This is a genomic window from Breoghania sp. JC706 (assembly GCF_037026715.1).
Taxonomy (GTDB): domain Bacteria; phylum Pseudomonadota; class Alphaproteobacteria; order Rhizobiales; family Stappiaceae; genus Breoghania.
In genome coordinates this window covers 255,386-278,832 of record NZ_JBANCG010000006.1, presented here as the reverse complement: position 1 = coordinate 278,832, position 23,447 = coordinate 255,386, and the positions used below count along the sequence as shown (strand labels likewise).

Sequence of the window (23,447 nt, the reverse complement as noted above, 5' to 3'; positions counted from 1 at the left end):
AAGAGAGACGGCAGGCCGCGCCGGGAAAGCGCGCACCTCACATCTTGAACGGGATCCAGAGCGCGATGTCCGGCCAGATGAAGATGGCGGCGACGGCCACCAGCATCAGCGCCAGAAACGGCACCACCCCGACGGAAATCTCCCCGAGCCCCGCCTTGCCGACCGCCTGAATGACATAGAGGTTGAGCCCCACCGGCGGGGTGATCAGCGCGCATTCGACCATGATCACGAAGAACACGCCGAACCAGATCGGATCGATGCCGAGGACGGCGAGCGAACCGGCCAGCACCGGCACCATGATCAGCATCATGGACAGCGTTTCCATGACGAGGCCCATCAGCAGCAGGACGCCGGCCACCAGCAGGACGAAAAGGCCCGTTGAGTCCACCGAAGAGGCGATCGTCATCGAGATCTCCTGCGGGATGCGGTAGAGCGTGATCGCCTTGCCGAAGACCTTGGCGCCGGCGACGATCAGCAGGATCGCGACCGAGGTCGTCATCGCCTCCACGATCGCTTCCCACAGCTTTCTCCATGTCAGCGTGCGCAGCACGGCGCCGGTGACGATGAGCGCGCCGATGAGGCCGATGGCCGAGGCCTCAGTCGGCGTGAACGAGCCGTCGTAGATGCCGGAGATGATGTAGAAGGCGAGAAAGGCCGTGGGCAGCGCGCGCAGCGCTGTCCAGCCGCGCGTCGGCCAGTCGGCTTTCGGGCTCGGCCGGTAATCGGCGGAAAAGCGCGCATAGAGCATGGCGAAGGCGATGAAGAGTCCCATCAGCAGAAGACCCGGGCCGACGCCGGCCAGAAACAGGTTGATGACCGATTCTTCCGTGATCACGCCGTAGACGATCATCGGGATCGAGGGCGGGATGAGAATGCCGAGCGTGCCGCCGGCCGCCAGCAGGCCAAGGACGAATTTGCGCGGATAGCCGCGCGCGGTCATTTCCGGGATAGCGACCGTGCCGATGGTGGCGGCCGTTGCGACCGAGGAGCCGGAGATCGCGGCGAAGATCCCGCACGAGACGATGGTGGCGACCGCGAGCCCGCCCGGCCAGTGGCCGACCCAGGCCTGCACGGCGGCGAAGAGATCGCGCCCGACCCCGCCCTTCAGCAGCACGTTCGACATCAGGATGAACAGCGGCACGGCGATCAGCACGAAGCTGTCGACCGACGACAGCAGCCCCTGCGGCACCATCAGCGGCGAAAAACCGCCGACGATCAGCAACAGCAGGCCGAGCCCGCCGAGTGCGAAGGCGACCGGAATGCCGGCAAGCAGCAGCGCGAAGAGGCAGACGAGAATGAGAACCGTGGTCAATGGATGCCCTCCGCCTCGGAGCCTGCGTGACCGGGAACGGACGGACCGTGAAGCGCGGTGCGCAACGCCTCGGCGAGCGCCTGCAGGCACAGCAGCGCGCAGCCGAGCGGAACGGCCATTTCCGACCAGACGATCGGGATATCGAGCATCGATCCGGTGGTCCGCCCGCGCGCGAAACTGTCATAGGCGAGCGGCGCGCCGTACCACGTCACGGCCGCCGCGAAGCCTGCGATAAAGAGCAGGACGGCGACTTCCTGAAGCCGGCGCAGTGGCGGCGGCAGATGGTCGGTCAGAAGGGTGATGCGGATGTGCTGGCGCTTGTGCAGCAGCCAGGCGGCGGCAAGCCACGTCCCCCACACGAGGCAGAGCTGCGACAGCTCTGCCGCCCAGATGGTGGGCGCGATGAAGACGTAGCGCATGAAGACTTCCCAGGCGAGCATCAGGCCGGTGGCGAAATAGGCCAGTGCCGCCACCCGGCCTAGGCCTGCCGAAAGTCGGTCGATCATGGAGAGCATGGGGATCCTGACAGTCGCGGAACAAGGAGCAGGAAGGTGTGCGAGACCGGGTTTCGCGCAGAGCGCGATCCGCCGATTTTCAGGGGCCGATACGGGAGCGGTGCGCGGGCCATCGGAAGGGATTGGTGCGGAGGCCCATCCTTCGAGACGGCCGCTTCGCAGCCTCCTCAGGATGACGTTGTATTTGTTGATGAATCGAAGGAACCAACAACACGATAACGTCATCCTGAGGAGCCGTCGAAAGACGGCGTCTCGAAGGATGGGCCTCCGCACAAATCCCTTCCAACGGCCCCCGAACGAGCCGCCTCGCCTGCCGCCCTAATCGCGCAAGGAAAGCGCGGCGTCGTAGACCTGCTTGCCGAGATCGCCGGAGGCGGCGAGATAGTCGTCGAACACCGGCTGCGCGGCGGCCTTCCAGGCCTCCAGGTCTTCCGGCGTCGGCTCATAGACCGTCATGCCGTTCTTGGTCGCCTCGGCGTAAGCCTCCTGCTCGATTTCGGACATGGCATCGCGCACGTTCTTTTCGGCAAAGAGCGCCGCCTCGCGGATCCATTCGCGGTGCTGTTCGGGCAGGCCCTGCCAGAACGTGTCGTTGACCACGACAATGAACTCGATGTCGGCGTTGTTGGTCGCGGTGATGGTGTCCATCACCTCCCAGAGCCTGCGCGCCTTGACGCCGGAGACACCGGTCATGCCGACATCGACAGTGCCGCGCTGGTAGGCAAGGTATTGTTCCGAGCCGGAAATCAGCGTCGGCGCGCCGCCCGCGGCCTCGATCCAGCGGCCCAGCGTCTTGCCGAAGACGCGGACCTTCTTGTCCTTCAGGTCGGCCGGCGTGGCGATCGGGCCGCCGTTGGACAGCAGCACGCAGCCGCCATAGGCCTGCCACCACAGGACGCGCGCGCCGGTCTTCAGGATCGCATCGTCGAGCGGCTGGCGCACCGGGCTTCCCGGAGCGGTGGCCTTGCGCACCAGTTCCTCGGAATTGAAAGTGAAGGGCGTATAGAAGATGTCGACGGCCGGCACGTCGCCGACATAGCGGGTGAGCGAGGCGACCCCCATTTCGATGGCGCCGGAGCCGACGGCCTGGGGGACCTCGTTGTCCTTGTAGAGCTGGGCGGAATCGTAGATCTCGACGGAGATGTCCCCGCCGGAAATCTCCTCCACCTTGTCCTTGAAGACGGCGAGGTTCTGGCCGAGGTGCGACTTCATCGGAAGCTGCAAGGTGATGCGCAGCGTGGTTTTTTCCGCCATCGCGCTCGTTGCGGCGAGCGGCAGCGAGAGCGCAAGCGCGGCGGCGCCGGCAAGCGCCAGGCGTGCAAAGGTCATCGATTTCTCCTCCCAAGATCCACGGACCGTTTCCCGGTCCCGTCACGATGGCCGCCCCTCCCAAGGCGGCCCCGCGCGCTTGTCCAGTAAAGCCTCAGATTAGGTAACTTGACAATCGCTTATCCCGGAAGGCCCCAAATCCGTTTCCCCTATACAGGCCGCGTGAAGGTGGCGCGCTCGGCTTCCACCTCGTCGCGGCAGCAGCAGCCCTCCAGGTGATCGTTGACGAGCCCCATGGCCTGCATGAAGGCGTAGACGGTCGTCGGGCCGACAAAGGTCCAGCCGCGTTTTTTCAAGTCTTTCGAGAGCCTTACGGATACCGGCGTGGTCGGGTTGGCGACCAGCGCCGCCTTGGTGCACCGTTCGGGACGCTCCTCCGGGCCCGGCTCGTGCGCCCAGAAATAGGCCGCCAGAGAACCATATTCCTCCACCATTTCAAGCGCCCGGGCGGCGTTGTTGATGGTGGAAACGATCTTGCCGCGATGGCGGATGATGCCGGCGTCCTTCACCAGGCGCTCCACGTCGCCGTCGGTGAAACGGGCGACGTCCGCGAACTCGAAGTTGTTGAAAGCATTGCGGAAATTCTCGCGCTTGCGGAGAATCGTCAGCCACGACAGGCCCGCCTGGAAGCCCTCCAGGCAGATCTTCTCGAAAAGCCGGCGGTCGTCGGCGACGGGGCGGCCCCATTCGCGGTCGTGATAGGTCTGATAGTCGGGCAACCCGCCGTGCCACCAGCAGCGGCAACGCCCGTCCGTGCCCTCCATCAGCCCCTCGGCCAGTTCGACTGCAAGCGGTGCCTTATCCCCGTGCTGCTCCGTCATCAGCTTATCCCCGTGCGCGCAAAATCGTTTCTGTTTTGTTCCTATCAGCTTCGCGGCGGACTGACCATAGGGCACACGCACAAGGCGCGAGAAACGGCAAAAATCAGGGAAAAAGGGCAGCCTTCGGACTGCCCCGCCGCCCCGCGGGCGGCAGGTGGGCGGGCGTGGCGGACGCGCTTTTGAATCGTATTAATCGATTCATCGAATATCGTTCGAATTTCATCGAATCCGCCTCGCATTTCTCGAAAATGCGAAAAAAGGCGGCGCGGGATGCCTGCGGGCGGGGACAAGTGGCTATTGCATCGCCGCGAGGGCGCACGAGGCGGGGATTAAGTGGCCGCGCGGAAGGATCACGGCATGGATGGCCGCGGCATGTGCGCAGCCCGCTGGATCACCCGGACGAAGCCGGGTGATGACGACGGAGAGCACGTCGCGAAGGATGGGCGATGCGCTTGTTACGAGAACAGCGCGTCGATGTCGTCCTGGGAGGCGACGTCCACGTCGATGTCGAGGGCCGGGCCGTTGAGGAGCGCGGCGTCGCCCTCGCGGGTCTGGCGGGCGTCGACTTCCATGTCCTTGAAGGTGTCGACACCACCCCAGATCTCCATCATCCGGATGATGCGGTCCTCGATGAAGGACAGCGTCTTGACCACCTTGGTGATGCGCTGGCCGGTGAGGTCCTGGAAGTTGCAGGCCTCGAAGATCGTGAGCACCCGCTCCTGGATCTCCTGGGCGTGGGTCTCGTCGTCGCCGGTCAGATGCCGTGCGAGCGTGGAGGCCGTCTCGTCGATGAACTCGGCCGCCGCCAGGATCTGTTCCGTCGCCCCTTCGGTGCCGACGACGACCGCGTCGAGCTCGTTGGTGACGCGCTTCATCTCCTCGCCCTCGAAGCCGGAGTGATGCAGCGTCGCGATCTCGTGCTTGGTGCGGTTGATGGCCTCGTAGATGTCGTCGAGCTCGGCCTTCAGCTTCAGCGCGGCGGAGTGCTCGCGCTTGTATTCCTCAAGCACGGTCTCGCTGACCTGCTGGGTCGGCTGCAACAGCGTGCGCAGCGATGCCAGTTGGTCGAGCAACTCCTTGTGACGCTCCCTCGCCATGAAATCGTCGCGTACACCACCGCTCGCGTCGGCGGTCTTGAAAGCGGTCTCGACGCGGAACGGTTTTCTCACTCTACTCATCAATCGGTCCGGCTGGTTGGCGTCACAATTGGCCGCAATCTACCCGCCGCCGATTAAGGAATTGTTCCCTCTCATCCCGAATCCGGAACGAAAAGCGGATCAAATCCATCACGTTGACACCCCTACGGGTTTGCGCGAATTTCGTGCGCCGGCGCCGGGTCGGCAATTCATACAAGGGATGCGTCGGTGCCCTCTTCTCGTTCTTCCGCGCCTGCCCGGCGCCCAGCCGCCGCCGCGATGGGCCCCGCAACGGCGCTTGCGACGGCGCTCCTGACGGCGCTCGTTTTGGCATTGACCTTGCCGGATGCCGCCCGGGCCCAGGTTCCGCCAATGCGGCCCGCGGCGATCAAGGCGGCCCACAGCGGGCCCGGCCCCGTCTCGCTCACCGCCGCCCGGTTCAGCGACAAGGAACTGACCGACGGCTTCATGTGGACGGTCTTCGGTCTGGAATACCGCACCTGGTCGTGGAAACCCTATCAGGTCAAGAAATACGAGGGGCCGGTGCTTTTCCGGCTGACCAACCTTGCGCGCCGCGACCGCACCCGGGACGTGCGCCGGTTCATAAATGGCCTGACGAAGGAAGTGCGCGGCCTGAACGCCCGCCTTGCCAGAGATACGGAAAGCGCGAACTTCCACCTCTTTATCGTCGATCGGGCGCAATACGTGGAGACGGTGCGCCGGGAGGTCTACCGCGATTCAAGCGCGCGCGCGCCGGGGCGCTGCCTGGTGCGGGTGGAGGCCGAGCGAAAGGGCATCACCCGTTCGACGGCCGTCATCGTCGCCGACGAGGGCGATCACCTGTTCCGGCGCTGCCTGGTGGAGGAAACGCTGCAGGGCCTCGGCCCGATGAACGACGACGACCGGCTGGTCCACTCGGTCTTCAACGACAGCTCCGACCACGACACGTTCACCGTTTTCGACCGGCTGATCATGAACATGCTCTACGACCCGCGCATCAAGCCGGGCATGACCGCCGCCATGGTCAAGCCGCTGCTGCCGCAGGTCATCCGGGATGCGCGGCGCGTCGTGCGGTAGCCGGTGAACTTTCCACCGCCGGCCACGTTGGACGACAGATGCTCTCAACACCGGCACGGGGCCCGCTTGATGGAACGTTTCGCCGCAACCACCAGGACAAACGTTCGACGCCTGATCGCGGGTATCCGCGACGACCGGCAGACATTGCTGGCGGTGGTGCTCATCGCGGTGCTGGCGTTTTCCGGCTGGGCGTTCATCAACATCGCCGATGAAATGAGCGAGGGCGAGCTCGACCACATCGACCATGTGCTGTTCCTGTCCCTGCGCGAGCCCGGCAACCCGCAGCAGCTCCTTGGCCCGCCCTGGCTGGAGGAGGCCGCGCTGGAGATCACCGCACTCGGCGGGTTTCCGGTCATCATCCTGCTGACGACGATGGTCTGCGGCGGGCTGCTGGCGGCACGGCGGCCCGCCACCTCCGCTTTCGTGGCGCTGTCGGTGGCGGGCGGGGCCGCACTTTCCACCGGCCTGAAGATGCTGTTCGAGCGGCCGCGACCCGACCTCGTGAAACATCTCGACATCATCCACACGGCGAGCTTTCCCTCCGGCCATGCCACCATCTCCACCCTCACCTATCTGACGCTCGCCGCCCTGATCGCCCGCGTCGTCACGCGCCGGCGCGTGCGGGTCTATCTCATCGCCTGCGCGCTGATACTGGCCGTCATGATCGGGCTCAGCCGGATCTATCTCGGCGTTCACTGGCCGAGTGACGTGGCGGCGGGGTGGGCGCTCGGCACCGCGTGGGCCGCACTGTCCTTCATCGTGCTGGCGGGGATCGACATCCTGAGGCGGCGACGAAAGCCACTGCCGGGCGATGACGCGGAAAGCGGGCCGGAATGATGCGCATGCGCGAAAGCCGATCGCGCGGCGCCAAGGTTTCGTTAACCGGTTTCGCCAACCGGACGCTAACCAGAATTCGCGATTCACGCTCCGCATTGCTGCGGATTCACCATTTCCCGAGGCATTTTCGGCAAGTTCGATGAAAATGATCCGCAAAGGACTTTCACGACGACCGTCCGCCCGCTGCCGCAAGGCCGGCCGGGGACAGGACAGGTATCATCTGACGAAGGGCAGTGAGGAATGTCGAAAAACCGTTTTCTCGTTCATCTTGCGGCCGTCGGCATGATCGTGGCGGCGATCGTTCCCGCCGGTGCGCAATCGCGGGCGGCACCGCCGCCTTATGCGGCGAGCCCCGATCTTCCCGATGGCTGGGGCTACAACAGTTTCGAACGCTCGCGCGCCGTGGCACCCTCTGCCGGTCGGGCGGACAACCGGCCGATCTGGCGCAACCGCGGGCTGTTTTCTTCCTCCAGCGCGCGGCCCGAGGCGGATGCCTATCCGCGCTGGGACCGGCCGATGGAGCCGCGCCGCTCGACCGTTCGCCCGCCCGCCGCCCGCGCGCCGGCCGTGCGCCGGGCCTATGCGCCGGCCGCGCCGCAGCGCCAGACCGCCAGGCGGCCGAAGCGCGAATTCGATCCCGCCTTCCTGCCGACGGAGGTGGCCTATGACGGAACGGAGGCGCCGGGCACGATCATCATCGATACGCCCTCGCGCTACCTCTACCTGGTGGAGCCCGGCGGCACCGCGCGGCGCTACGGGGTGGGGGTCGGCCGGCCGGGCTTCCAGTGGGCGGGCGAGCACAGGGTGACCCGCAAGGCGGAATGGCCGGAATGGCGCCCGCCGGCGGAGATGCGCAAGCGCCAGCCGGGTCTGCCGACCATGATGCCCGGCGGCCCGCGCAACCCGCTCGGCGCACGAGCGCTCTATCTCGGCTCCACGCTCTACCGCATCCACGGTTCCAACGAGCCCTGGACCATCGGCCACGCCGTTTCCTCCGGCTGCATCCGCATGCGCAACCAGGATGTGGAGGATCTCTACGCCCGGGTCGACGTGGGCACAAAGGTCATCGTCAACTGAGACGACAAGCGGATCACCGGAGAAGATCCGGGGCTCGCCCGAGACGGCGCCCGTGACGATACGCCGCGACCGGCAAACCGGTCCGGACAAAAACGAGGCCGAACAAGAGGGGAGAAGGCGTGGCCGGTGCCGCGCCTTCTCCCCTTTTTCGTCCGCTCGGGCCGGCCTTGCTCCCCTGCATCGGGGCGCGCATCGGCGAATGGAGCCGCGACGCTTGACGCATTGCCCCCGGCCCGGCAACCTTTGGTGGTTTTCTATCAAGCATTTGACGGCCACACGCCCCCAAGCAGCCACCGCGCTCGCCCTGCCCCGCCCTCCGGAAGACATTGGAAAGATTGACATGCCTTTCCAATCCTATTACCTCAATTTGTACGGCCAAGTGGGTGTATTCGCTTTTTGCAAAGGGCTCGGATCCGCTGCCGCTGGAGACTTGACCGCGCCGAAAAGCCGCGCTCCGGTGCAAGGACGGTCCCGCTGACTGGAGCATTTTTGACATGACAGAGCGTCGAGAAGCCGGATCCGAACTCGACGACGTCTCGATAAGAGCGACACTCGAAAGGATCCTCACCTCCGACACGTTTTCCCGTTCGCCGAAGGTCAGCCGCCTGCTCGCCTATCTGGTGGATCGCCGTCTTGCCGGCGCGGAGGAGGACCTGAAGGAAGCCAGCATTGCCCGCCACGTCTTCAGCCAGCCGGACGAATTCAACCCGCGCTCCAACCCGATCGTGCGGGTAAACGCCTCGCGGCTGCGCAACCTGCTGCGGCTTTACTATGCCGGGCCGGGCGCCGGCGACACCCAGCGCATCCTGCTGCCCGACGTGGGCTACCGCCCCGACTTTCCCAACAGCAAGCCCCGCACGGCCCGAACCGCGCGTGCGCAAGCGGCAGAGGAGCCCGGCGCACCGGTGGCGGCGGGGGGAACGGATGCGCCTGTCGCCGACACGACGCACAGCGGCGGTACGAGCAACGGCGCGACGGCGACGATCGTCCAGCCACGGCCGACGGACCAGCCCGCGCAAGGAGTGGACGCGACGGCAAACCCGGCCGGAACCGCGACGACCGGTCAGCCCGCGAGCGGGGACGGCATCGCCGCCGCCCCGGGCGGCCTTGGCATGCAGCTCGCGGCGGGCAGACGCCGCCGACCGTGGATCTTCGACCGTCAGCCGGTGATCGCGCTCCTGGTCGCCAACCTCGTGCTGGCCGGCGCTTTCGTCATCATGGCGGTGCGCCCGCAGACCGAGAGCATCCGCCACGTGCTGTCCCTGCCCGCACGGGCGGCGGAGAACACAAAGACGGCGCCGATGTTCATGCTGTGCGACCCTGACGGCCTGTCTTCCCGCTCCCTGGAGGGCGGCTATCCGGTCGCCATCGGCACCGCGACGTTCCGCTGCTGGCCGGTCCAGCTTCGCCAGGCCGACATTTCCACCGACCCGATCTGACGCGGGAGAGCCGGCACCAAAGAGCTGACGTCGAAGCCTCCGGCGTAAGACGGCCGCCGGGGCTTTGCGCAAGCGTCGGGCTCGGACATGCCGCCCCCTTGGCACCATTCCCGCAACTTCTCCTTGCAAATTGTCGCGGTCTGCGCGCTTGACCTTCCCGTCACTGGAAGCCGGAAAAGTTCCGTGAGCCTTTCGCCAGGACGGGCGCGAGGGACGAAATGCGGAGAGATTTCCTGATGCGTGCATTCATTCTGCTTGCGGCCGGCGCCGCACTGGGACTGGTCGGGGCATGGCTGACCCTTGGCGGGGGATCCGGTGGCGAGGCAGGCGGGCGCGCGGTCGCGGCGGATCCCGTCATTCCGCAGCTGAGCGCCTACCAGAGCGCGGGCAGGAAGCTGTTCAACGACAATTGCGCCGCCTGCCACGGCGAGAACGCCACGGGCACCGATCAGGGGCCGCCGTTCCTGAACCCGATCTACAAGCCCTCCCACCACGGCGACATGTCGTTCTACATGGCCGCGCAGCGCGGCGTGCGCGCCCACCACTGGCGCTTCGGCGACATGCCCGCCCAGACGCAGATCACCCAGGAAGAGGTGCGCCCGATCATCGCCTATGTGCGGGCCTTGCAGCGGGCGAACGGCATCGACTGACGGTATCCCCCTTCCCTTTTCGGGCGGAACCCGCCTCCTACGCCCGGGCGCGGGCCTCGGCGATGCGGCCGGCGAGTTCGGCGGTCGCGGCCTGCGGATCGTCGGCCATGCAGATGGCGGAGACGACGGCGACCCCGTCCGCCCCCGCCGCGATCAGCTCGCCCACATGTTCCGCCTTGATGCCGCCGATGGCGACCGCCGGCAGGTCGATCTTCTCGCGCACCGTCTTGAAGCCGGACAGGCCGATGGCGTTGCCGGCGTCCGTCTTCGTGGCGGTGCCGCGATAGGGGCCGATGCCGACATAATCGATCGCGCCGAGATCGGAAGCCGCCAGTTCCTCCAGCGAGCCGACGGATAGGCCCAGAAAGACATCGGGACCGATGAGCGCGCGGGCATCGCGCGGGGTCATGTCCTTCTGCCCGATGTGGACGCCCGGCGCCTTCGAGGCGAGCGCCACGTCGATGCGGTCGTTGATGACGAGCGGCACGGAAAACGGTTCCAGCGCCGCCTTCAGCGCGCGGGCAAGCTCGACCAGTTCCCGCGTCTTGGCGAAAGGATCGCGCAGCTGCACGAGCGTCGCCCCGCCGCGTGCCGCCGCCGCCGCCGTTTCCACCACCCCGCGCGCCCCGCATTGCGGCGTGTCGGTGACGAGATAGAGCGAGAGATCGAAGGCGGGACGGGGCATGGCGATACCTTGAGGCTGGGGTACGGGAAGGCTCGGGCGTGAGGGCTCAGACGTGACGCCTCAGGCGGGGCGGATCGTGGCGTTGGCGCGCAGGTCCTCGCCGTCCATCCGGTGGAGTGCGTTGCACAGTCTTGCGGGAATGTCGCCGGGGCCGCCTGAACCGCGCGCGGCGATGCTGCCGGCCGCGCCGTAGACCGCGAGCGCGGCCACGGCGGCCGCGAAGGGATCGGGCGTGACCGCCGCATAGGCGCCGACAAGCCCGCTCAGCGCGCAGCCGACGCCGGTGGACAGCGGCATCAGCTCGTCGCCGCCCTCGATCGCAGCGGTGCGGGTGGCATCGACCACGAAATCGACCTCGCCGGTAATCGCGATGACCGCGCCGGTCGCCTGGGCGAGCGCGCGGCCCGGCCCGACGGCGGCCTGCGAGGAGACCGCGCTGTCCACCCCCTTGGGTGCCGCGCCCGATGCGCCGGCGAGCGCGATGATTTCGGACGCGTTACCGCGGATGACGGCGGGCTTCAGGGAGGCGAGCCTGCGCGCCGTCTCTGTGCGGTAGGGGGTGGCGCCACAGCCCACCGGATCGAGCACCCAGGGCTTGCCGCCTTCCCCTGCCGCTTCGGCCGCGATGACCATGGCGGAGACCCAGGAGGGCGACAGCGTGCCGATGTTGACGACGAGGGCGGAGGCGATCTTGACGAAATCGGCCACCTCCTCTTCCGCGTGCACCATCGCGGGCGAGGCGCCGGCGGCCAGCAGCACGTTGGCCGAAAGCGTCATGGCGACATAGTTGGTGATGTTCTGGACGAGCGGCCCCTGGCTGCGCACCGCATCGCGCAGGCGGCCGGCTTCGTCGAGGGTCGGCAGAGCGGTGTCTGTCATCTGGTCTTTCCCCGTGGGCTTTTCCGGCGGATGGATCTTCCGGGAGGGGAACGCGCGCGACGTGGGCCGCAAATAGCCCTGCCCGACGCTTGCCCTCAATCCCTCCGCCGGCATGATCCGGATCAGGTTCGACGGGTTGGCGAATGCCTCTCAGCCGGCCCCGTGGCAGGCGCGAAACGTTGCGCGGGACGGGACGGCACCCCGTTGAGTCGCACCGGAGTTTAGGCCAACGCGGCGCAAGGGCAAGGGGCAGAAGGGGAAAACGACGGACACCCCCTGCGGACGCCCGCGCCGGCGCGGGCGGGAATTGGGGCTGGCCTCCCGCGCTGCGCTATTCTAAACAGAACCGGTCAGGCCCCGATGCGCGCCTTGCCGGGAAGGCGGCCCCGGGCGCCGACACCGGACAAGCCCCTCTCCGGACACACTGACGATGGATCCCTCCTCAACGACGCAAGCCGACATTGCCAGCCTGTTCGACCGGCTGTCGCGCTCCACCTTCCGCTCCCGCTTCACGCTGAACGCGAAGGACCGCGCCTATGCGCGGGCGAAGGGCCGCGAGACAATCGCGCGCCATGCCGCCGATTTCATCGAAAAGCGCCTTGCCCCGGCCAGGCCCGCCAACGACGGCAAGCAGACGCCGATGCGGGGCCACCCGGTCTTCGTTGCCCAGCACGCAACGGCCACCTGCTGCCGGGGTTGCCTGATGAAGTGGCACGGGATCGAGAAAGGCCGGCCGCTGAGCGAGGCCGAACAGGCCCATGTGGTGGAGGTGGTGATGACCTGGATCATCCGGGACATGAACGACAACACGAACAGGAAGACGAACCGTTGAGCACCGGCACCCCCGCAACCCAGATGCTGAAAAAGGCGAAGGTCGCCTTTCGCACGCACGAATACGATTTTGTGGCCGGCCAGCACCAGATCGGCCTGCACGCGGCAGAGGCCGTGGGCCTGCCGCCGGAACGCGTTCTGAAGACGCTGATGATCGAGGTGGACGGGCGGCCTGCCTGCGCGGTCATCCCGTCGAATGCCAGCCTGTCGATGAAAAGGATAGCGGCGGCGCTGGGCGGCAAGTCGGCCGCGATGATGGACACGGCCAAGGCGGAACGGCTGACCGGCTACCACAAGGGCGGCATCAGCCCCTTCGGCCAGCGAAAGCGCCACCCGACCGTGATCGAGGAAGCGGCGATGGCGCACGAGGAAGTCGTCATCAACGGCGGCAAACGCGGGCTGATGGTGATGCTGGCGCCGAAGGATGCGGTGGAGGTGGTGGGCGCGACGGTGGCGGGGGTTTGTGCGGAGGAGTGAGGGGGGGACGGCCGAGCGCCTTGCCGGCCGGATCTGCGTCCACATCTCCCTTTCCGGGATCACGCCCCGCAGATCCGCGCCGGATCAGTTGTTCTCCGGCGCCGTTTCCGCGTCGAAAGCAAGCAGGGCCACTTTCACGCACGCCCAGAGCGCCGGTGGCAGCACAAGAGCCGTGAGAATCGCAAACAGTAAAAACGAAAATCTGAAATACCCGCCGACGCTCCAGACCAGGAAACTTGACGTCGACAGAATTATCGTATCGACCAAAAGTGTCACTGAAACAAAGGACAGGGTCGATTTCAGATTCAGCACACGAACTGTAGGAACCTGGGATACGGGCGCGTTTCGCTCGCTCATTTTCGTCCCCATGGCAGCCGAAGTCGCTCGGAGAATGCACGCCGGATATGCCCTGCCCTCCTGTCGCTGCGCGGCGCGCCGGATCGGGTCGGGGCCCTCGATAGATAAATACGGCCAGACGCCGGCACCATTGGACGAAAAATATTATTATATGGGCCAAAGCCGTCCAAAATCCGCCCTCTTCGAGTAGAAACGCGCGTTTGTGGCCAGATCTGTTCGACGTGCGACGTGGTCTACTTGACTTGCCACAGCCTGACGAAAGAACGGCAATTCTGCAAAACAGAGTGACTTTGTGGCGGCAAGTCGGCCGCGATGATGGACACGGCCAAGGCGGAGCGGCTGACCGGCTACCACAAGGGCGGCATCAGCCCCTTCGGCCAGCGAAAGCGCCACCCGACCGTGATCGAGGAAGCGGCGATGGCGCACGAGGAGGTCGTCATCAACGGCGGCAAACGCGGGCTGATGGTGATGCTGGCGCCGAAGGATGCGGTGGATGTGATAGGGGCGACGGTGGCGGGGGTTTGTGCGGAGGAGTGAGGTGGGGAGGCTCCAGTAGATAAAAATTACCAATAACTAATATATCTAGATATATTCAAATACCTTCTTCCTCGTTTTTCGACTTTTTCCGTTGCATATTTAAAGTATATCTTATATATTTATCTTAAGATAATTTAAACATGAGAATTTCTATTATGTCAGACAATAATACAGATGGTTTAGACAATTTTGGCGAGAGCCAGCCTCCTGTTTCTGGCGGTTTTATGAAATTCTATGGTTTATACTGGAAAAAAGAATACGTATATGTTGGGAAGAAACTTCTGCCAGGCCTGCCCACAGGTTGGATTGGTGGAGGACGATTTAAGTCGGACTTCGACAAGAACAAGTTTTGGATAAATTTTTGGGATCAGAAAGGCGTGTACATTCTGTATGACGATCAGCTTTCTCCCGTATACGCTGGTCAAGCCGGCCTGACCCGCAAAGGTCGAAATGCAAATGAAAGCGGCGGAACGCTTGGAACCAGGCTTTCAAATCATATTGAAGGAAAATATAGAAACGGCTGGAGCCACTTTTCTTGGTTTGGCTTTCTCGATAGCGAAGATGTCAAATCTCTTCGTAAAAAAATGAAAAATTCAGAGTTGGAGAAACGTAATAACCCAAAGTGGGATTTTTTAGAATCCAGCACATCCGAGAGGACCCTTAATCTTCTTCTAGATTCTTTCGAAGCAATTCTGATTGAGGCATTTACACCAAGGTTTAACGCACGCGGTGGCAATCTGAAAGATGCAGTCTATGTAAATCAGTTCGAAAGCGTACCGAGCTAACTTAATAATGGATTATTTTATATTATATATTCGTAATATTTAATATTTTTATGTAGCCGAAAACGAGCAAATGCGATGAGGTTTGATGAAATCGCCATTAACAACGGCAAGCGCGGGCCGATGGTGATGCTATCGTCACAAGACGCGGTGTCGGCGCGAAGCTGACGGGGGTTTGTGGATGAGTGTGGGGAAGCCAGCATAGCCTCCAGTTACGCGTACCATGCGCGAAATTTACGCCCTGACGATTTCCATCAAGGGTTCGAACATGTAGAGCGCGCCGCGGCGGCCGCTGGCGGGTTTCAGTTCGCGCAGCAGGCCCGCTTCGTGCAGGAGCTTCGTGATCCGCACCGCCGTGTGCTTCGGCATTTCGGTGCGTCTCGTGAGCTGGCTGTTCTTGAAGACCGGGTTTTCGAACATGAAATCCTGCGCCACGCCATGCCATTTGGAGCCGGAAATCTCGCGGAACGGCTCCTTCATTTCTTCATAAAGCGCGGTGATGCGGCTCGCGGTCCGCAGGTTGGCGTCGGCCTGTTCGGCGATGGCGGTGAGGAAAAAGACGACCCAGTCGGACCAAGCGTCATCGCGCGAAACGGCGCGCATGAGTTCGATGTAGTCTTCCTTGTGAGCCTCGAAATACGCGCTGACATAGAAGTACGGCTTATGGATCAGCCCGAATTTCCACAAAAGCAGCGTGATCAACAAACGGCCGATGCGTCCGTTGCCGTCGTTGAAGGGGTGGAGAGCTTCGAATTCCACGTGGGCGAGCGCCACCTTGAAGAGATGAAGCTGCGGCGAGGTCTCGATGAAATCGAGCAGCCCGTGCATCGCGGGCTGCAGGTGCAGCGGGCTTATCGGCTTGAAATAGATCTTCTTTCGCCGGTCATCGCCAACATAGTTCTGTTCGACCTTGTATTGTCCCGGTGACTTGCTCGCGCCGCGACCGAAGCTGAGGAGAATGCGGTGGGCATTGCGGATCAGCCCTTCATTGATCGGCTCTCCATCGGCCACGGCCCTCTGCGCGCGCCGCAGGACGGCACTGTAGAGCGCGACCTCAACCACGTCGTCGCGCACGACACCGGCACCCCCTTCGCCGTCCCCTTCGTTTTCCGCCTCGTAGATCATGACCTCGTCGACCGTCGAGATCGTGCCCTCCATGCGCGACGAGATGACGGCCTCGTTCTGACGCATCGGGGCCAACAGCAACTCGCGGTTGGGAAGCGACAGGAGCATCTGATCGTAGCGCGATATGGCGTCCTGCGCCCGCGCCAGAGGCCCCACGAGCTTGCCGAAGTCGAGTTCGCGCGGCGGGAACCGCCCATAATGATAGTCGACCATCTCACTCAGGTCGTAGGCGTCCAGATTGGCCGGCATGTCCACTCCCGGGCGCGGGTTCATCGTTTGTGTAACAAATCTCGCGGGTTTCGCACCGCAAGGCCTTTTGCGTTCCGTTTTTATCGCACAAGAAACTTTGTGTCAGAAATTCGAGCGAATTTCTATCACAACATATTTTGTGGCATACCAGAGCGCCACAAATCGGCTCGTGGAACAAATTTGGAGAAGGATGCAACACAAAAGTCCATTTGCCCCCCTCACCCCACCGCCATCACCTCCCCCGTATCGTGCCGCTTGACGTAATCTACCCTCGCACCATCCCAGTGATAGGAAAAATGCGCGCCCTGGACCGGGATCGGCACCACGTCGGGCCAGAAGAGGCCGATGCAGGCGCCCGTGTCATGGCGCACGCTTTGCCAGGTCACGCCGTCGCTGCCCGCCTCGCGCAAGTGCGCGCCCGCCTCTTGCGCACACGTGTAGTCGGCCGGATCGAGCGCGCCGGGGACGGCGTTGACGTCGTGCAGGACGCGGTCGATGGCGCCGACCAGCGCGCGGAAATCGGAGGTCCAGCCGGGGGCTTCCGCCGTCGCGGCCATGAATTGCGCGTGGTGGTGGATGGTCTCGGCCAGCGCCGTCTCCTCGCTGTCGGCGGCATACCAGACGCCGTAGCTGCCATCGGAAAAGCGGCTGGGGCGGAGCTTGGAACAATGCACGAAGGGCGCCATGACGAGGCTCGCGCCGGGGCCCGAAACACGGCGCGCCGCCGGCACCTTGCCGAGATCGCCGATCTCGTTGCGCACGCGCGGGTTGGTCTTGGCCTCCACGGCGGCCAGCGCCTCCCAGTCGCGCGGGTCGGCGATGTCCTCGAAAAGGTCTATGGGCGGAAAGATGGAGCGGATGATGCGGAAGGTCTTCGGCCAGGCGACGCGGCGCAAAATGGCTCCGCTCACCACGCGCCGCGCTCCGCATCAAGCCATTCGCGCAGGAGCGCGAGATCGGAGATTTCGCCGCGCAGTATCAGATCGAGAGCCGAGTGCCCGCCAAAGGCGGCGTTGGGCTTGCGGATCCAGGCATAGCCGCGCGAAGGCTCGCGGAAGAGATAGCGCAGGCCCTTGTGGATGCCCATCAGGTGGGCCATGCGCATGCGCAGGTCCCGGTCGATGCGGCCGATATCGCCTTCCTTCCACCTGGCCCAGGTGCGTGCCGCCATGTCGCCCAGAAGCGTGCGCGCCTCGCTGTCGGAAAGCTTCCACGCCGCGAAGAGATTGACCACCGTGCGCGCCAGAGCGCGGGCCTCCTCGTCCGAAATGCGCGGGTTTTCCGTGTGGCCGGTGATGTCGACAGGCTGAAGCTGCATGCCGATGGCTCCCTGACGGGCGCCCTTGCGGAGACACCCTCGAATATGCGCCCTCGCATACTCGCCATTTGGCATTGATATATGGTTTATACGCCAAAAGGCAAGCGCCAGACCGCGCAGGCGGAATGGCGGGGCCGATTGCGTGGGGTGCATCGGGGCGGAGGCAACAGGCCAGAGGCTACGGGGCAGAGGCGACGGGACGACGGTGGGAGCTATCGTGCCGAGGGGCCCGAGGGCACTTCGGGCACCATCGACGCAGCCCTGGCGGCGCGCTTGCCCAAACCCGGGTCCTTGACCCGGTCCGCCATTCCCGCCAGTCCGATCGTCGTCAGGACCACATCGGCGAGATCGAACATCTCGTTGCAGTAGACGCTCTTCCTGTTGAAGGTCCGGCCGGCATCGCTGTAGCGCGTGCCGGGATGGCTGGCCCGGCAGATCGTGCGGACCCGGCAGTCGGCGCAGTCGTCCGGCAGGCGGGCAAGACCACGTTCGGCAATCAGCCCGCGCAACCGGTCGGAAGCGAGATCGAAGCTGAATCCGTCGTCATGGACGTTGCAGCCAAGGCCGTATTGCGCGGCAATCCCGTAGCGGTCGAGCTGGCCGTACTCCTCATCCAGGCAGATCGTCCCGTCAGTCTCCAGGATCACGTAGTTCGAAAGCGCGTCGAGCGACGGCCCGGTATAGGCATAGTCGTTGGGACGGCCGAAGGCGTTCAGGACGAGCGCCTCGAACAGATCGACCGGAACGCGTGGCGCATCGAGATCGAGCCATTGCAGATAGGCCTCGCGCAGGAACCGGCCGATCCCGGCGAAATCGAGGGCTTGCGCCTTTCCCGCATCGCGCAGCGCGTGGTTTGAAATCGGCAGCAGGAACTCCACCGAGCCGACTCCGAGCCGGTTGAGGAACCGCATCGTTTCCGCGCCCGAGCCGCTGCCGTCGACGACCGCAAGCACGCCGACCTCGATACCGCCATTGCGCAGCAGCCGGATCGCGCGCATGGCCTCAAAAAAGCTGCCGCGGCCGTTCGCCTTCCTGCGGTGCCTGTCGTGCGCCTCGCGCAGACCGTCCAGACTGACGCCGACGGAGATCGCATGCCTGCGGAAAAACTCGATCCAGGCGGCGTCCACGAGGGAGCCGTTGGTCTGGACCTTGTTGGCCACGGCGCCCTCGTCGAAATGGGCCCGCTGCATCGACAGCAACCGCTCGAAGCGCTCCGGCCCGAGCATGAGCGGCTCGCCCCCGTGCCAGACGAGCTCGACCGGCCTGCCGCGCGCGTGTCGGCTCAGCGTCTCGTACAGCCTCTCGACCGTGCCGTCCGCGATCACCCTGCCGTATTCCTGCGTCTCGTCGTTGATGTAGTAGCAGTAGTCGCAACGCAGATTGCAGGCGCGGATCGCCTTGATCACGATACACTCAATCAAATGCCGTTTCCTGAAACCGTCCCGTCAGCCAAATTCGCTGCCAAAGGTGTAGTCGTAGCACCACGTCCTCTGGGCATCCTCTTCCTCGTAGCAGATCACGATGGTGATCGAGGCGCGCGCCCCGTCACCGCCGGGCGTGGCGAAGACCCCGGAAATGTCCCGCCCGCCGATATCGATGCTTTCGGGCAACGGCTTCATCGCGATGATCACCTTGTGTAACCGATCGACCGGGAGCGACTGGGAGATGTCCATCTCGAGGTTCTGCTCCGCGATCCGTCGCAGCCGCTCCTCGATGGTGTCCTCGGCGACGTGCCGCTTGAATTCGTCGATGACGAGCCGGTCGACCTCCAGTGCGATCTTCCGCTTCTTCTCGCCGACATCCACCTGGATCTTCGAGCGCAAGGCGATTTCCGGCTCCGCCTCCTCCGCGGCAACCAGCAAGGTCGTCTCGATATCGCGCGAATAGACGTCGCTGCGGGGCTCCCCATTGCTCGTGAAATTGGATTTCACGCGGCAGAAGATGCTCTTCTTGTGCCCGCCGAGATAACTCGGATCGGAATTGATGGTGCTCTGGAGGATACTCTCAAGGACATCGGAGTACTTGTTGAACGAGCGTATGGTCGTCGGATACATTCGCCGACGCAGATCCGCCAGCTGCTTTTCGTCGAGCCCCTGCGTATCGACCTCAATTTCGATCCCCGCGTTACTAGCGATATTAAGTTTCGAATCGAGAAAAAGATCTCCGACCTTCACGCGCCTGGCTTTCATGACGAACCTCAAAAATCAAAAATCACCAGAAAGAAATAACCACCGCTCATATCGCAAATTAGTTATACTTAATTATAATTAATCAAGCAATCTACCTCTACGTCATATGCGCAAATGGGACGTGCGGGACGGCTGCCGCCGAGCCCCCCCCTATTCGCTCCCTTACTCCAGCGCCGCCGGCACCGGCCCGCCTGTCGCCCAGTCGAGCAGTTCGGCGGTGTGGACGACCGGGATGTCCGTGCCTGAGGCAAGCTGGGTCATGCAGCCGATGTTGCCGGTGGCGATGAGGTCGGGCCGCAGCTTTTCGATGTTGGAAAGCTTGCGGTCGCGAAGGCGGGTGGCAAGCTCCGGCTGGAGGATGTTGTAGGTGCCGGCCGACCCGCAGCACAGGTGACCTTCGGGCACATCGCGCACCTGGAAGCCGGCCATGGCGAGCAGGGTCTTCGGCTCCTCGCGGATGCCCTGGCCGTGCTGCATCGAGCAGGCCGAATGATAGGCGACGACAAGCGGCCGATCTCCGGCCTTGTGGGGGGCGGAGGCGGTCGGGGCCCCGAATTCCAGCTTCATCACGTATTCGGTGATGTCGCGCGCGAGGCCGGAGACGGTTTTGGCCCTCTCCGCATAGGCCGGATCGCCCCGCAGCATGTGGCCGTAATCCTTGATCGTCGTGCCGCAGCCCGATGCGGTGACGAGGATGGCGTCGAGCCCCTCGCCCGCAATCTCCGCCCACCAGGCATCGACATTTGCGCGCGCGGCGGCAAGCGCATCGGCCTCGCGGCCCATGTGGTGGACGAGCGCGCCGCAGCAGCCCTCGCCCGCCGGCAGCACAACTTCAACGCCCGCGCGGTTCAGCAGACGGATCGTCGCCTCGTTGATGGAGGGCGCCAGCACCGATTGCGCGCAACCGGAAAGAAGCGCGACGCGGGCCTTTTGCCCGGCGGGGGGCAAGGCTTCCTGCGGCGCGAAGGTCGCGGGGCCGGACATGTGGCCGCCATGCGCGGCGCGGGCAGGCGCCAGCGACAGAAGCGCCGCCAGCCGGCGCCCGGTCGCCCCCAGATGCCGCAGCACCGGCGCCAGCGGCTTTGCCCAGAAGGCGGCGGCAACGGCTGCGCGGAAACGGCCGGGATGGGGCAGCACGAAGGCCAGCACGCGCCTCAGCGCCCGGTCGGCCGCCGGGCGGCGGTAGGTCTGCTCGATATAGCCGCGCGCGTGGTCGATCAGGTGCATGTAGTTCACGCCGGAGGGGCACGTCGTCATGCAGGACAGGCACGAGAGGCAGCGGTCGATGTGCTTCACCGTGCGGGCATCGGCCGGGCGGTCGTTTTCCAGCATGTCCTTGATCAGGTAGATGCGGCCGCGCGGACTGTCGAGCTCGTCGCCGAGCAGCTGGAAGGTCGGGCACGTCGCCGTGCAGAAACCGCAATGGACGCACTTGCGCAGGATCTGTTCCGATTCCGCGATGCCCGCGTCGGCGAGCTGGGCGAGGGTGAAGTTGGTCTGCATGGGCCTGGCGCTTGTGGTGTTAGAATGCGTGGGTGACGGCAACGGCGTCGTATCTGCGAATTCGAGCTTGATGGCGCGACCGCCGTATCGCCTCACCCGCGCGTCTCGTGATCGTCATCCCCCGGCGAAGTCCGGGGGATCCATGACGCTCTGCGCGAACCAAGCGCCGGGCATGGATTGCCCGGACTTCGCCGGGCAATGACGGCGGAAGGCACGGAGTGAGACGAGGAGCCGGAAGCTGGCGGACATGCCCTCCCCCCCTCACACCAGCCACGTCTGCGGGTCGGCGATCGGCTCGCGGCGGCTGGCGGCCTGCAGGCCCTTGATGCAGCGGATGATCACCCACACCGCCACCAGGAACATCAGCAGGAAGCCGATGGCGATGATGGCCAGCACCATGCAGACCAGCGAATAGAGGATGCCGATCCAGAAGGTGCGGATCTGGTAGGTGTAGTGGGTATCGGCCCAGGCCGCGCCCTTGCCGCGGTTGAGATAGGCGAAGACCACGCCGACGATGCTGGCGAGCCCGCCGGTGATGAAGGACACCAGATAGAGGATGTAGACCAGCATGATGTTGTTGCCGCCGGGCTGGAGGTAGCTTTCCGCGCCGCCGTTTTCCTGCATGCTCATTGTGATCGCTCCTGACGTTTGCGGTTCCGGTTTCTCAGGCCCCGGCGACCATGCGGCCGGGATTGAGGATGCCGACGGGGTCGAACTGCGTCTTGAGCCGCCGGGAAAGGGCGGCGAGCGCGGACGCCTGCGGCTGGAACACGGCGAGATGGGCGCGGGTCGCCGCATCGGCGCGCACCAGCATGGCGTGACCGCCGCCGACGGCCTCGACGCCCGCGCGGACGTCCGCATCGTGCGGGGCGCCATCGGGCATGGACAGCCAGACGAGCCCGCCCGACCAGTCGTAAAAGGCATCGGCCGGGCACCGTTCGCGCAAGATCTCGACGAATTCCGGCCCCGCGGACGGCGCGACCGAGACGCGCCACACCGGCACCGTATCGCCGCAGAAGGGACGCACGTCGCGGACCCCGCGCCACAGCGCGCGCGAGTGCGCGGCGTCGATACGGGTGACAGGGCCGAGCGGCGCCATCACCTTCGCCAGCTGCTCGAAGCGGTAGTCGACCGAGGGCGCGAAGCCTTCCAGGCGGATGAGGGTTGCGGGACCATCGAGCGCCAATCCCTCGACCGCCATGCGCGAGGCTAAGCCTGCCGGCAGATGCGCGGCGGAGGCGACCTCGGCCGGGGTTGCCATGGCGACACACAGCGCGTCGACCGCGCGCCGGTCATCGAGCCCCTCGACAAGCACGGTGGCTTCGGTTTCCGGCGCCGGCAGCACCTTCAGCGACAGCGACGTGGTGACCGCCAGCGTGCCCCAGGAGCCGGCCAGCCCGCGCGAGAGATCGTAGCCAGTGACGTTCTTCACCACCGTGCCGCCGGACTTGAACACCTCGCCCCGCCCGGAGACGGCGTGGATGCCAAGCACATGGTCGCGCGTGGCGCCATGCTTCAGCCGCTTGGGGCCGGAGAGGTTCATGGCCAGCATGCCGCCCAGCGTGCCGCGTCCGGGCTCAAGCCCGAGAAGCGGGCCGTAATCCATCGGCTCGAAGGCGAATTCCTGGTTTGCGGCCGCCAGCAGCGCCTCCACCTCGGCGATCGGCGTGGCGGCCTTCGCGGTGATGACGAGTTCGGCCGGCTCGTAAGCCTCCACGCCGGAAAGGACTGCGAGATCGAGCACATGGGCGGCCTGCACGGGGCGGCCGAGCGCGCGTCTGGAGCCGGAGCCGATCACTTCCAGCGGCTGGCTCTCGGCTGCCGCCCAGGCCACGACCTCGCGCACGCCGTCGGCATCAAGGGGGCGGAAATGACGGTCGTCGGCGATATCGGGGATCGGGTTGGTCATTGGCGGGCGCCTCTTTCGAGCGGCAATGCGTGTTCGAGGCGAAGGGGCCCCCCACCCCTAACCCCTCCCCTCAGGGGGGAGGGGGACGGAGGCGGCATGCTCGGTGTGTCGCGGCAGGGTTTGAAGGGAAAACAGGAAAAGAGATTGGCACCACGGCCCACCTCCCCCTTGAGGGGAGGTCGAGCGGCCTCTTCGGCCGTTCGGGTGGGGGTAAAGGCGGCAGGTTCGGAGCAAGCAAGGGTACCCCCACCCCTAACCCCTCCCCTCAAGGGGGAGGGGGACGGAGGCGGCGGGCGGCGGTAGCAGGCGGGTGGCCCATATCCCTGAAGCCCCAACCCGATAACGTCATCCTGAGGAGCCGTCGCAGACGGCGTCTCGAAGGATGGGCGGCTTGCTCCACGCACCCGGCGGCA

Annotated in this window: 24 protein-coding genes, 1 pseudogene and 1 riboswitch; of the genes and pseudogenes, 9 read left to right on the top strand and 16 right to left on the bottom strand. The window is 64.9% G+C overall.

Features of this window, described 5'->3' with window-relative positions:
* Positions 1 to 37: 37 nt before the first annotated feature.
* The 5 genes from V2L18_RS14410 to V2L18_RS14390 form a co-directional block, all read right to left on the bottom strand.
* Positions 38 to 1,312: a TRAP transporter large permease gene (locus tag V2L18_RS14410; protein WP_336178957.1), complete on the bottom strand. Its 1,275-nt coding sequence runs from the start codon at positions 1,310 to 1,312 to the stop codon at positions 38 to 40.
* Entirely contained in the window at positions 1,309 to 1,818 is a 510-nt protein-coding gene (locus V2L18_RS14405; RefSeq protein ID WP_336178956.1) for a TRAP transporter small permease, read from the bottom strand. Before V2L18_RS14405 ends, V2L18_RS14410 begins: the two co-directional genes overlap by 4 nt.
* Before the next feature lie 327 nt (positions 1,819 to 2,145).
* Entirely contained in the window at positions 2,146 to 3,156 is a 1,011-nt protein-coding gene (dctP, locus tag V2L18_RS14400) for a TRAP transporter substrate-binding protein DctP (protein ID WP_336178955.1), read from the bottom strand.
* Positions 3,157 to 3,305: 149 nt separating this feature from the next.
* Positions 3,306 to 3,977, bottom strand: a complete 672-nt coding sequence (locus tag V2L18_RS14395) for a DNA-3-methyladenine glycosylase I (RefSeq protein WP_336178954.1) — start codon at positions 3,975 to 3,977, stop codon at positions 3,306 to 3,308.
* A gap of 455 nt (positions 3,978 to 4,432) precedes the next feature.
* On the bottom strand, positions 4,433 to 5,155 hold the full coding sequence (locus V2L18_RS14390; protein ID WP_336178953.1) for a protein phosphatase CheZ: 723 nt from the start codon (positions 5,153 to 5,155) through the stop codon (positions 4,433 to 4,435).
* A 186-nt stretch (positions 5,156 to 5,341) separates the two neighbouring features.
* On the opposite strand from V2L18_RS14390, the gene V2L18_RS14385 reads away from it, so the two are divergent.
* The 5 genes from V2L18_RS14385 to V2L18_RS14365 all read left to right on the top strand — a co-directional run bounded on the left by V2L18_RS14385 (position 5,342) and on the right by V2L18_RS14365 (position 10,193).
* Positions 5,342 to 6,190, top strand: coding sequence for a DUF2927 domain-containing protein (locus V2L18_RS14385; RefSeq protein WP_336178952.1), 849 nt, complete (start codon positions 5,342 to 5,344; stop codon positions 6,188 to 6,190).
* A gap of 69 nt (positions 6,191 to 6,259) precedes the next feature.
* On the top strand, positions 6,260 to 7,027 hold the full coding sequence (locus V2L18_RS14380) for a phosphatase PAP2 family protein (RefSeq protein WP_336178951.1): 768 nt from the start codon (positions 6,260 to 6,262) through the stop codon (positions 7,025 to 7,027).
* Between the two features lie 240 nt (positions 7,028 to 7,267).
* A complete protein-coding gene (locus tag V2L18_RS14375) occupies positions 7,268 to 8,104 on the top strand; it encodes a L,D-transpeptidase (protein ID WP_336178950.1) in 837 nt (278 codons plus the stop codon).
* 494 nt (positions 8,105 to 8,598) lie between these two features.
* Complete coding sequence (locus tag V2L18_RS14370) at positions 8,599 to 9,543, top strand: hypothetical protein (protein ID WP_336178949.1); 945 nt, start codon at positions 8,599 to 8,601, stop codon at positions 9,541 to 9,543.
* A gap of 236 nt (positions 9,544 to 9,779) precedes the next feature.
* Entirely contained in the window at positions 9,780 to 10,193 is a 414-nt protein-coding gene (locus V2L18_RS14365) for a cytochrome c (RefSeq protein ID WP_336178948.1), read from the top strand.
* 37 nt (positions 10,194 to 10,230) lie between these two features.
* Here V2L18_RS14365 and thiE read toward each other — a convergent pair whose 3' ends face one another.
* Positions 10,231 to 10,878 carry a thiamine phosphate synthase gene (gene thiE, locus V2L18_RS14360; RefSeq protein ID WP_336178947.1) on the bottom strand — a complete coding sequence of 216 codons (648 nt, stop codon included), beginning with the start codon at positions 10,876 to 10,878 and terminating at the stop codon, positions 10,231 to 10,233.
* A 60-nt stretch (positions 10,879 to 10,938) separates the two neighbouring features.
* Positions 10,939 to 11,757 carry a hydroxyethylthiazole kinase gene (thiM, locus tag V2L18_RS14355; RefSeq protein WP_336178946.1) on the bottom strand — a complete coding sequence of 273 codons (819 nt, stop codon included), beginning with the start codon at positions 11,755 to 11,757 and terminating at the stop codon, positions 10,939 to 10,941.
* Between the two features lie 82 nt (positions 11,758 to 11,839).
* Positions 11,840 to 11,971: riboswitch (TPP riboswitch) on the bottom strand.
* 216 nt (positions 11,972 to 12,187) lie between these two features.
* Here thiM and V2L18_RS14350 point away from each other — a divergent pair.
* Positions 12,188 to 12,589, top strand: a complete 402-nt coding sequence (locus tag V2L18_RS14350; protein WP_336178945.1) for a DUF4186 domain-containing protein — start codon at positions 12,188 to 12,190, stop codon at positions 12,587 to 12,589.
* Positions 12,586 to 13,065 carry a Cys-tRNA(Pro) deacylase gene (gene ybaK / locus V2L18_RS14345; RefSeq protein ID WP_336178944.1) on the top strand — a complete coding sequence of 160 codons (480 nt, stop codon included), beginning with the start codon at positions 12,586 to 12,588 and terminating at the stop codon, positions 13,063 to 13,065. The genes V2L18_RS14350 and ybaK overlap by 4 nt, the downstream gene beginning before the upstream one ends.
* Positions 13,066 to 13,149: 84 nt before the next feature.
* On the opposite strand, the gene V2L18_RS14340 is transcribed toward ybaK, so the two are convergent.
* Positions 13,150 to 13,422, bottom strand: coding sequence for a hypothetical protein (locus V2L18_RS14340; RefSeq protein ID WP_336178943.1), 273 nt, complete (start codon positions 13,420 to 13,422; stop codon positions 13,150 to 13,152).
* Positions 13,423 to 13,716: 294 nt separating this feature from the next.
* Here V2L18_RS14340 and V2L18_RS14335 point away from each other — a divergent pair.
* A pseudogene (locus V2L18_RS14335) lies at positions 13,717 to 13,959 on the top strand (YbaK/EbsC family protein); the annotation flags it as partial.
* A 140-nt stretch (positions 13,960 to 14,099) separates the two neighbouring features.
* On the top strand, positions 14,100 to 14,744 hold the full coding sequence (locus V2L18_RS14330; RefSeq protein WP_336178942.1) for a hypothetical protein: 645 nt from the start codon (positions 14,100 to 14,102) through the stop codon (positions 14,742 to 14,744).
* Positions 14,745 to 14,975: 231 nt separating this feature from the next.
* On the opposite strand, the gene V2L18_RS14325 is transcribed toward V2L18_RS14330, so the two are convergent.
* The 8 genes from V2L18_RS14325 to glcE form a co-directional block, all read right to left on the bottom strand.
* Positions 14,976 to 16,115 carry a Fic/DOC family N-terminal domain-containing protein gene (locus V2L18_RS14325; protein ID WP_336178941.1) on the bottom strand — a complete coding sequence of 380 codons (1,140 nt, stop codon included), beginning with the start codon at positions 16,113 to 16,115 and terminating at the stop codon, positions 14,976 to 14,978.
* Positions 16,116 to 16,333: 218 nt separating this feature from the next.
* Positions 16,334 to 17,029 (bottom strand): RES family NAD+ phosphorylase, encoded by a 696-nt coding sequence (locus V2L18_RS14320; RefSeq protein ID WP_336178940.1) that lies wholly within the window; start codon positions 17,027 to 17,029, stop codon positions 16,334 to 16,336.
* The gene (locus V2L18_RS14315) at positions 17,023 to 17,433 is read right to left on the bottom strand and encodes an MbcA/ParS/Xre antitoxin family protein (RefSeq protein ID WP_336178939.1); all 411 of its coding nucleotides are present in this window, start codon (positions 17,431 to 17,433) and stop codon (positions 17,023 to 17,025) included. The genes V2L18_RS14320 and V2L18_RS14315 overlap by 7 nt, the downstream gene beginning before the upstream one ends.
* A gap of 212 nt (positions 17,434 to 17,645) precedes the next feature.
* The gene (locus V2L18_RS14310) at positions 17,646 to 18,854 is read right to left on the bottom strand and encodes a radical SAM protein (RefSeq protein ID WP_336178938.1); all 1,209 of its coding nucleotides are present in this window, start codon (positions 18,852 to 18,854) and stop codon (positions 17,646 to 17,648) included.
* A gap of 24 nt (positions 18,855 to 18,878) precedes the next feature.
* On the bottom strand, positions 18,879 to 19,622 hold the full coding sequence (locus tag V2L18_RS14305) for a hypothetical protein (RefSeq protein ID WP_336178937.1): 744 nt from the start codon (positions 19,620 to 19,622) through the stop codon (positions 18,879 to 18,881).
* A 162-nt stretch (positions 19,623 to 19,784) separates the two neighbouring features.
* Entirely contained in the window at positions 19,785 to 21,125 is a 1,341-nt protein-coding gene (glcF, locus tag V2L18_RS14300; RefSeq protein ID WP_336178936.1) for a glycolate oxidase subunit GlcF, read from the bottom strand.
* Positions 21,126 to 21,386: 261 nt separating this feature from the next.
* On the bottom strand, positions 21,387 to 21,755 hold the full coding sequence (locus V2L18_RS14295; protein WP_336178935.1) for a DUF4870 domain-containing protein: 369 nt from the start codon (positions 21,753 to 21,755) through the stop codon (positions 21,387 to 21,389).
* Positions 21,756 to 21,789: 34 nt separating this feature from the next.
* Entirely contained in the window at positions 21,790 to 23,034 is a 1,245-nt protein-coding gene (gene glcE, locus V2L18_RS14290) for a glycolate oxidase subunit GlcE (RefSeq protein ID WP_336178934.1), read from the bottom strand.
* Positions 23,035 to 23,447 lie beyond the last annotated feature (413 nt).

Excerpts from the sequence above, each read along its gene's own strand:
- V2L18_RS14405 (WP_336178956.1), bottom strand. The coding sequence starts at position 1,818 with ATGATCGACCGACTTTCGGCAGGCCTAGGCCGGGTGGCGGCACTGGCC.
- dctP (WP_336178955.1), bottom strand. The coding sequence starts at position 3,156 with ATGACCTTTGCACGCCTGGCGCTTGCCGGCGCCGCCGCGCTTGCGCTC.
- V2L18_RS14395 (WP_336178954.1), bottom strand. The coding sequence starts at position 3,977 with ATGACGGAGCAGCACGGGGATAAGGCACCGCTTGCAGTCGAACTGGCC.
- V2L18_RS14390 (WP_336178953.1), bottom strand. The coding sequence starts at position 5,155 with ATGAGTAGAGTGAGAAAACCGTTCCGCGTCGAGACCGCTTTCAAGACC.
- V2L18_RS14380 (WP_336178951.1), top strand. The coding sequence starts at position 6,260 with ATGGAACGTTTCGCCGCAACCACCAGGACAAACGTTCGACGCCTGATC.
- V2L18_RS14375 (WP_336178950.1), top strand. The coding sequence starts at position 7,268 with ATGTCGAAAAACCGTTTTCTCGTTCATCTTGCGGCCGTCGGCATGATC.
- V2L18_RS14370 (WP_336178949.1), top strand. The coding sequence starts at position 8,599 with ATGACAGAGCGTCGAGAAGCCGGATCCGAACTCGACGACGTCTCGATA.
- V2L18_RS14365 (WP_336178948.1), top strand. The coding sequence starts at position 9,780 with ATGCGTGCATTCATTCTGCTTGCGGCCGGCGCCGCACTGGGACTGGTC.
- thiE (WP_336178947.1), bottom strand. The coding sequence starts at position 10,878 with ATGCCCCGTCCCGCCTTCGATCTCTCGCTCTATCTCGTCACCGACACG.
- thiM (WP_336178946.1), bottom strand. The coding sequence starts at position 11,757 with ATGACAGACACCGCTCTGCCGACCCTCGACGAAGCCGGCCGCCTGCGC.
- V2L18_RS14350 (WP_336178945.1), top strand. The coding sequence starts at position 12,188 with ATGGATCCCTCCTCAACGACGCAAGCCGACATTGCCAGCCTGTTCGAC.
- V2L18_RS14340 (WP_336178943.1), bottom strand. The coding sequence starts at position 13,422 with ATGAGCGAGCGAAACGCGCCCGTATCCCAGGTTCCTACAGTTCGTGTG.
- V2L18_RS14330 (WP_336178942.1), top strand. The coding sequence starts at position 14,100 with ATGAGAATTTCTATTATGTCAGACAATAATACAGATGGTTTAGACAAT.
- V2L18_RS14325 (WP_336178941.1), bottom strand. The coding sequence starts at position 16,115 with ATGCCGGCCAATCTGGACGCCTACGACCTGAGTGAGATGGTCGACTAT.
- V2L18_RS14315 (WP_336178939.1), bottom strand. The coding sequence starts at position 17,433 with ATGCAGCTTCAGCCTGTCGACATCACCGGCCACACGGAAAACCCGCGC.
- V2L18_RS14305 (WP_336178937.1), bottom strand. The coding sequence starts at position 19,622 with ATGAAAGCCAGGCGCGTGAAGGTCGGAGATCTTTTTCTCGATTCGAAA.
- glcF (WP_336178936.1), bottom strand. The coding sequence starts at position 21,125 with ATGCAGACCAACTTCACCCTCGCCCAGCTCGCCGACGCGGGCATCGCG.
- V2L18_RS14295 (WP_336178935.1), bottom strand. The coding sequence starts at position 21,755 with ATGAGCATGCAGGAAAACGGCGGCGCGGAAAGCTACCTCCAGCCCGGC.
- glcE (WP_336178934.1), bottom strand. The coding sequence starts at position 23,034 with ATGACCAACCCGATCCCCGATATCGCCGACGACCGTCATTTCCGCCCC.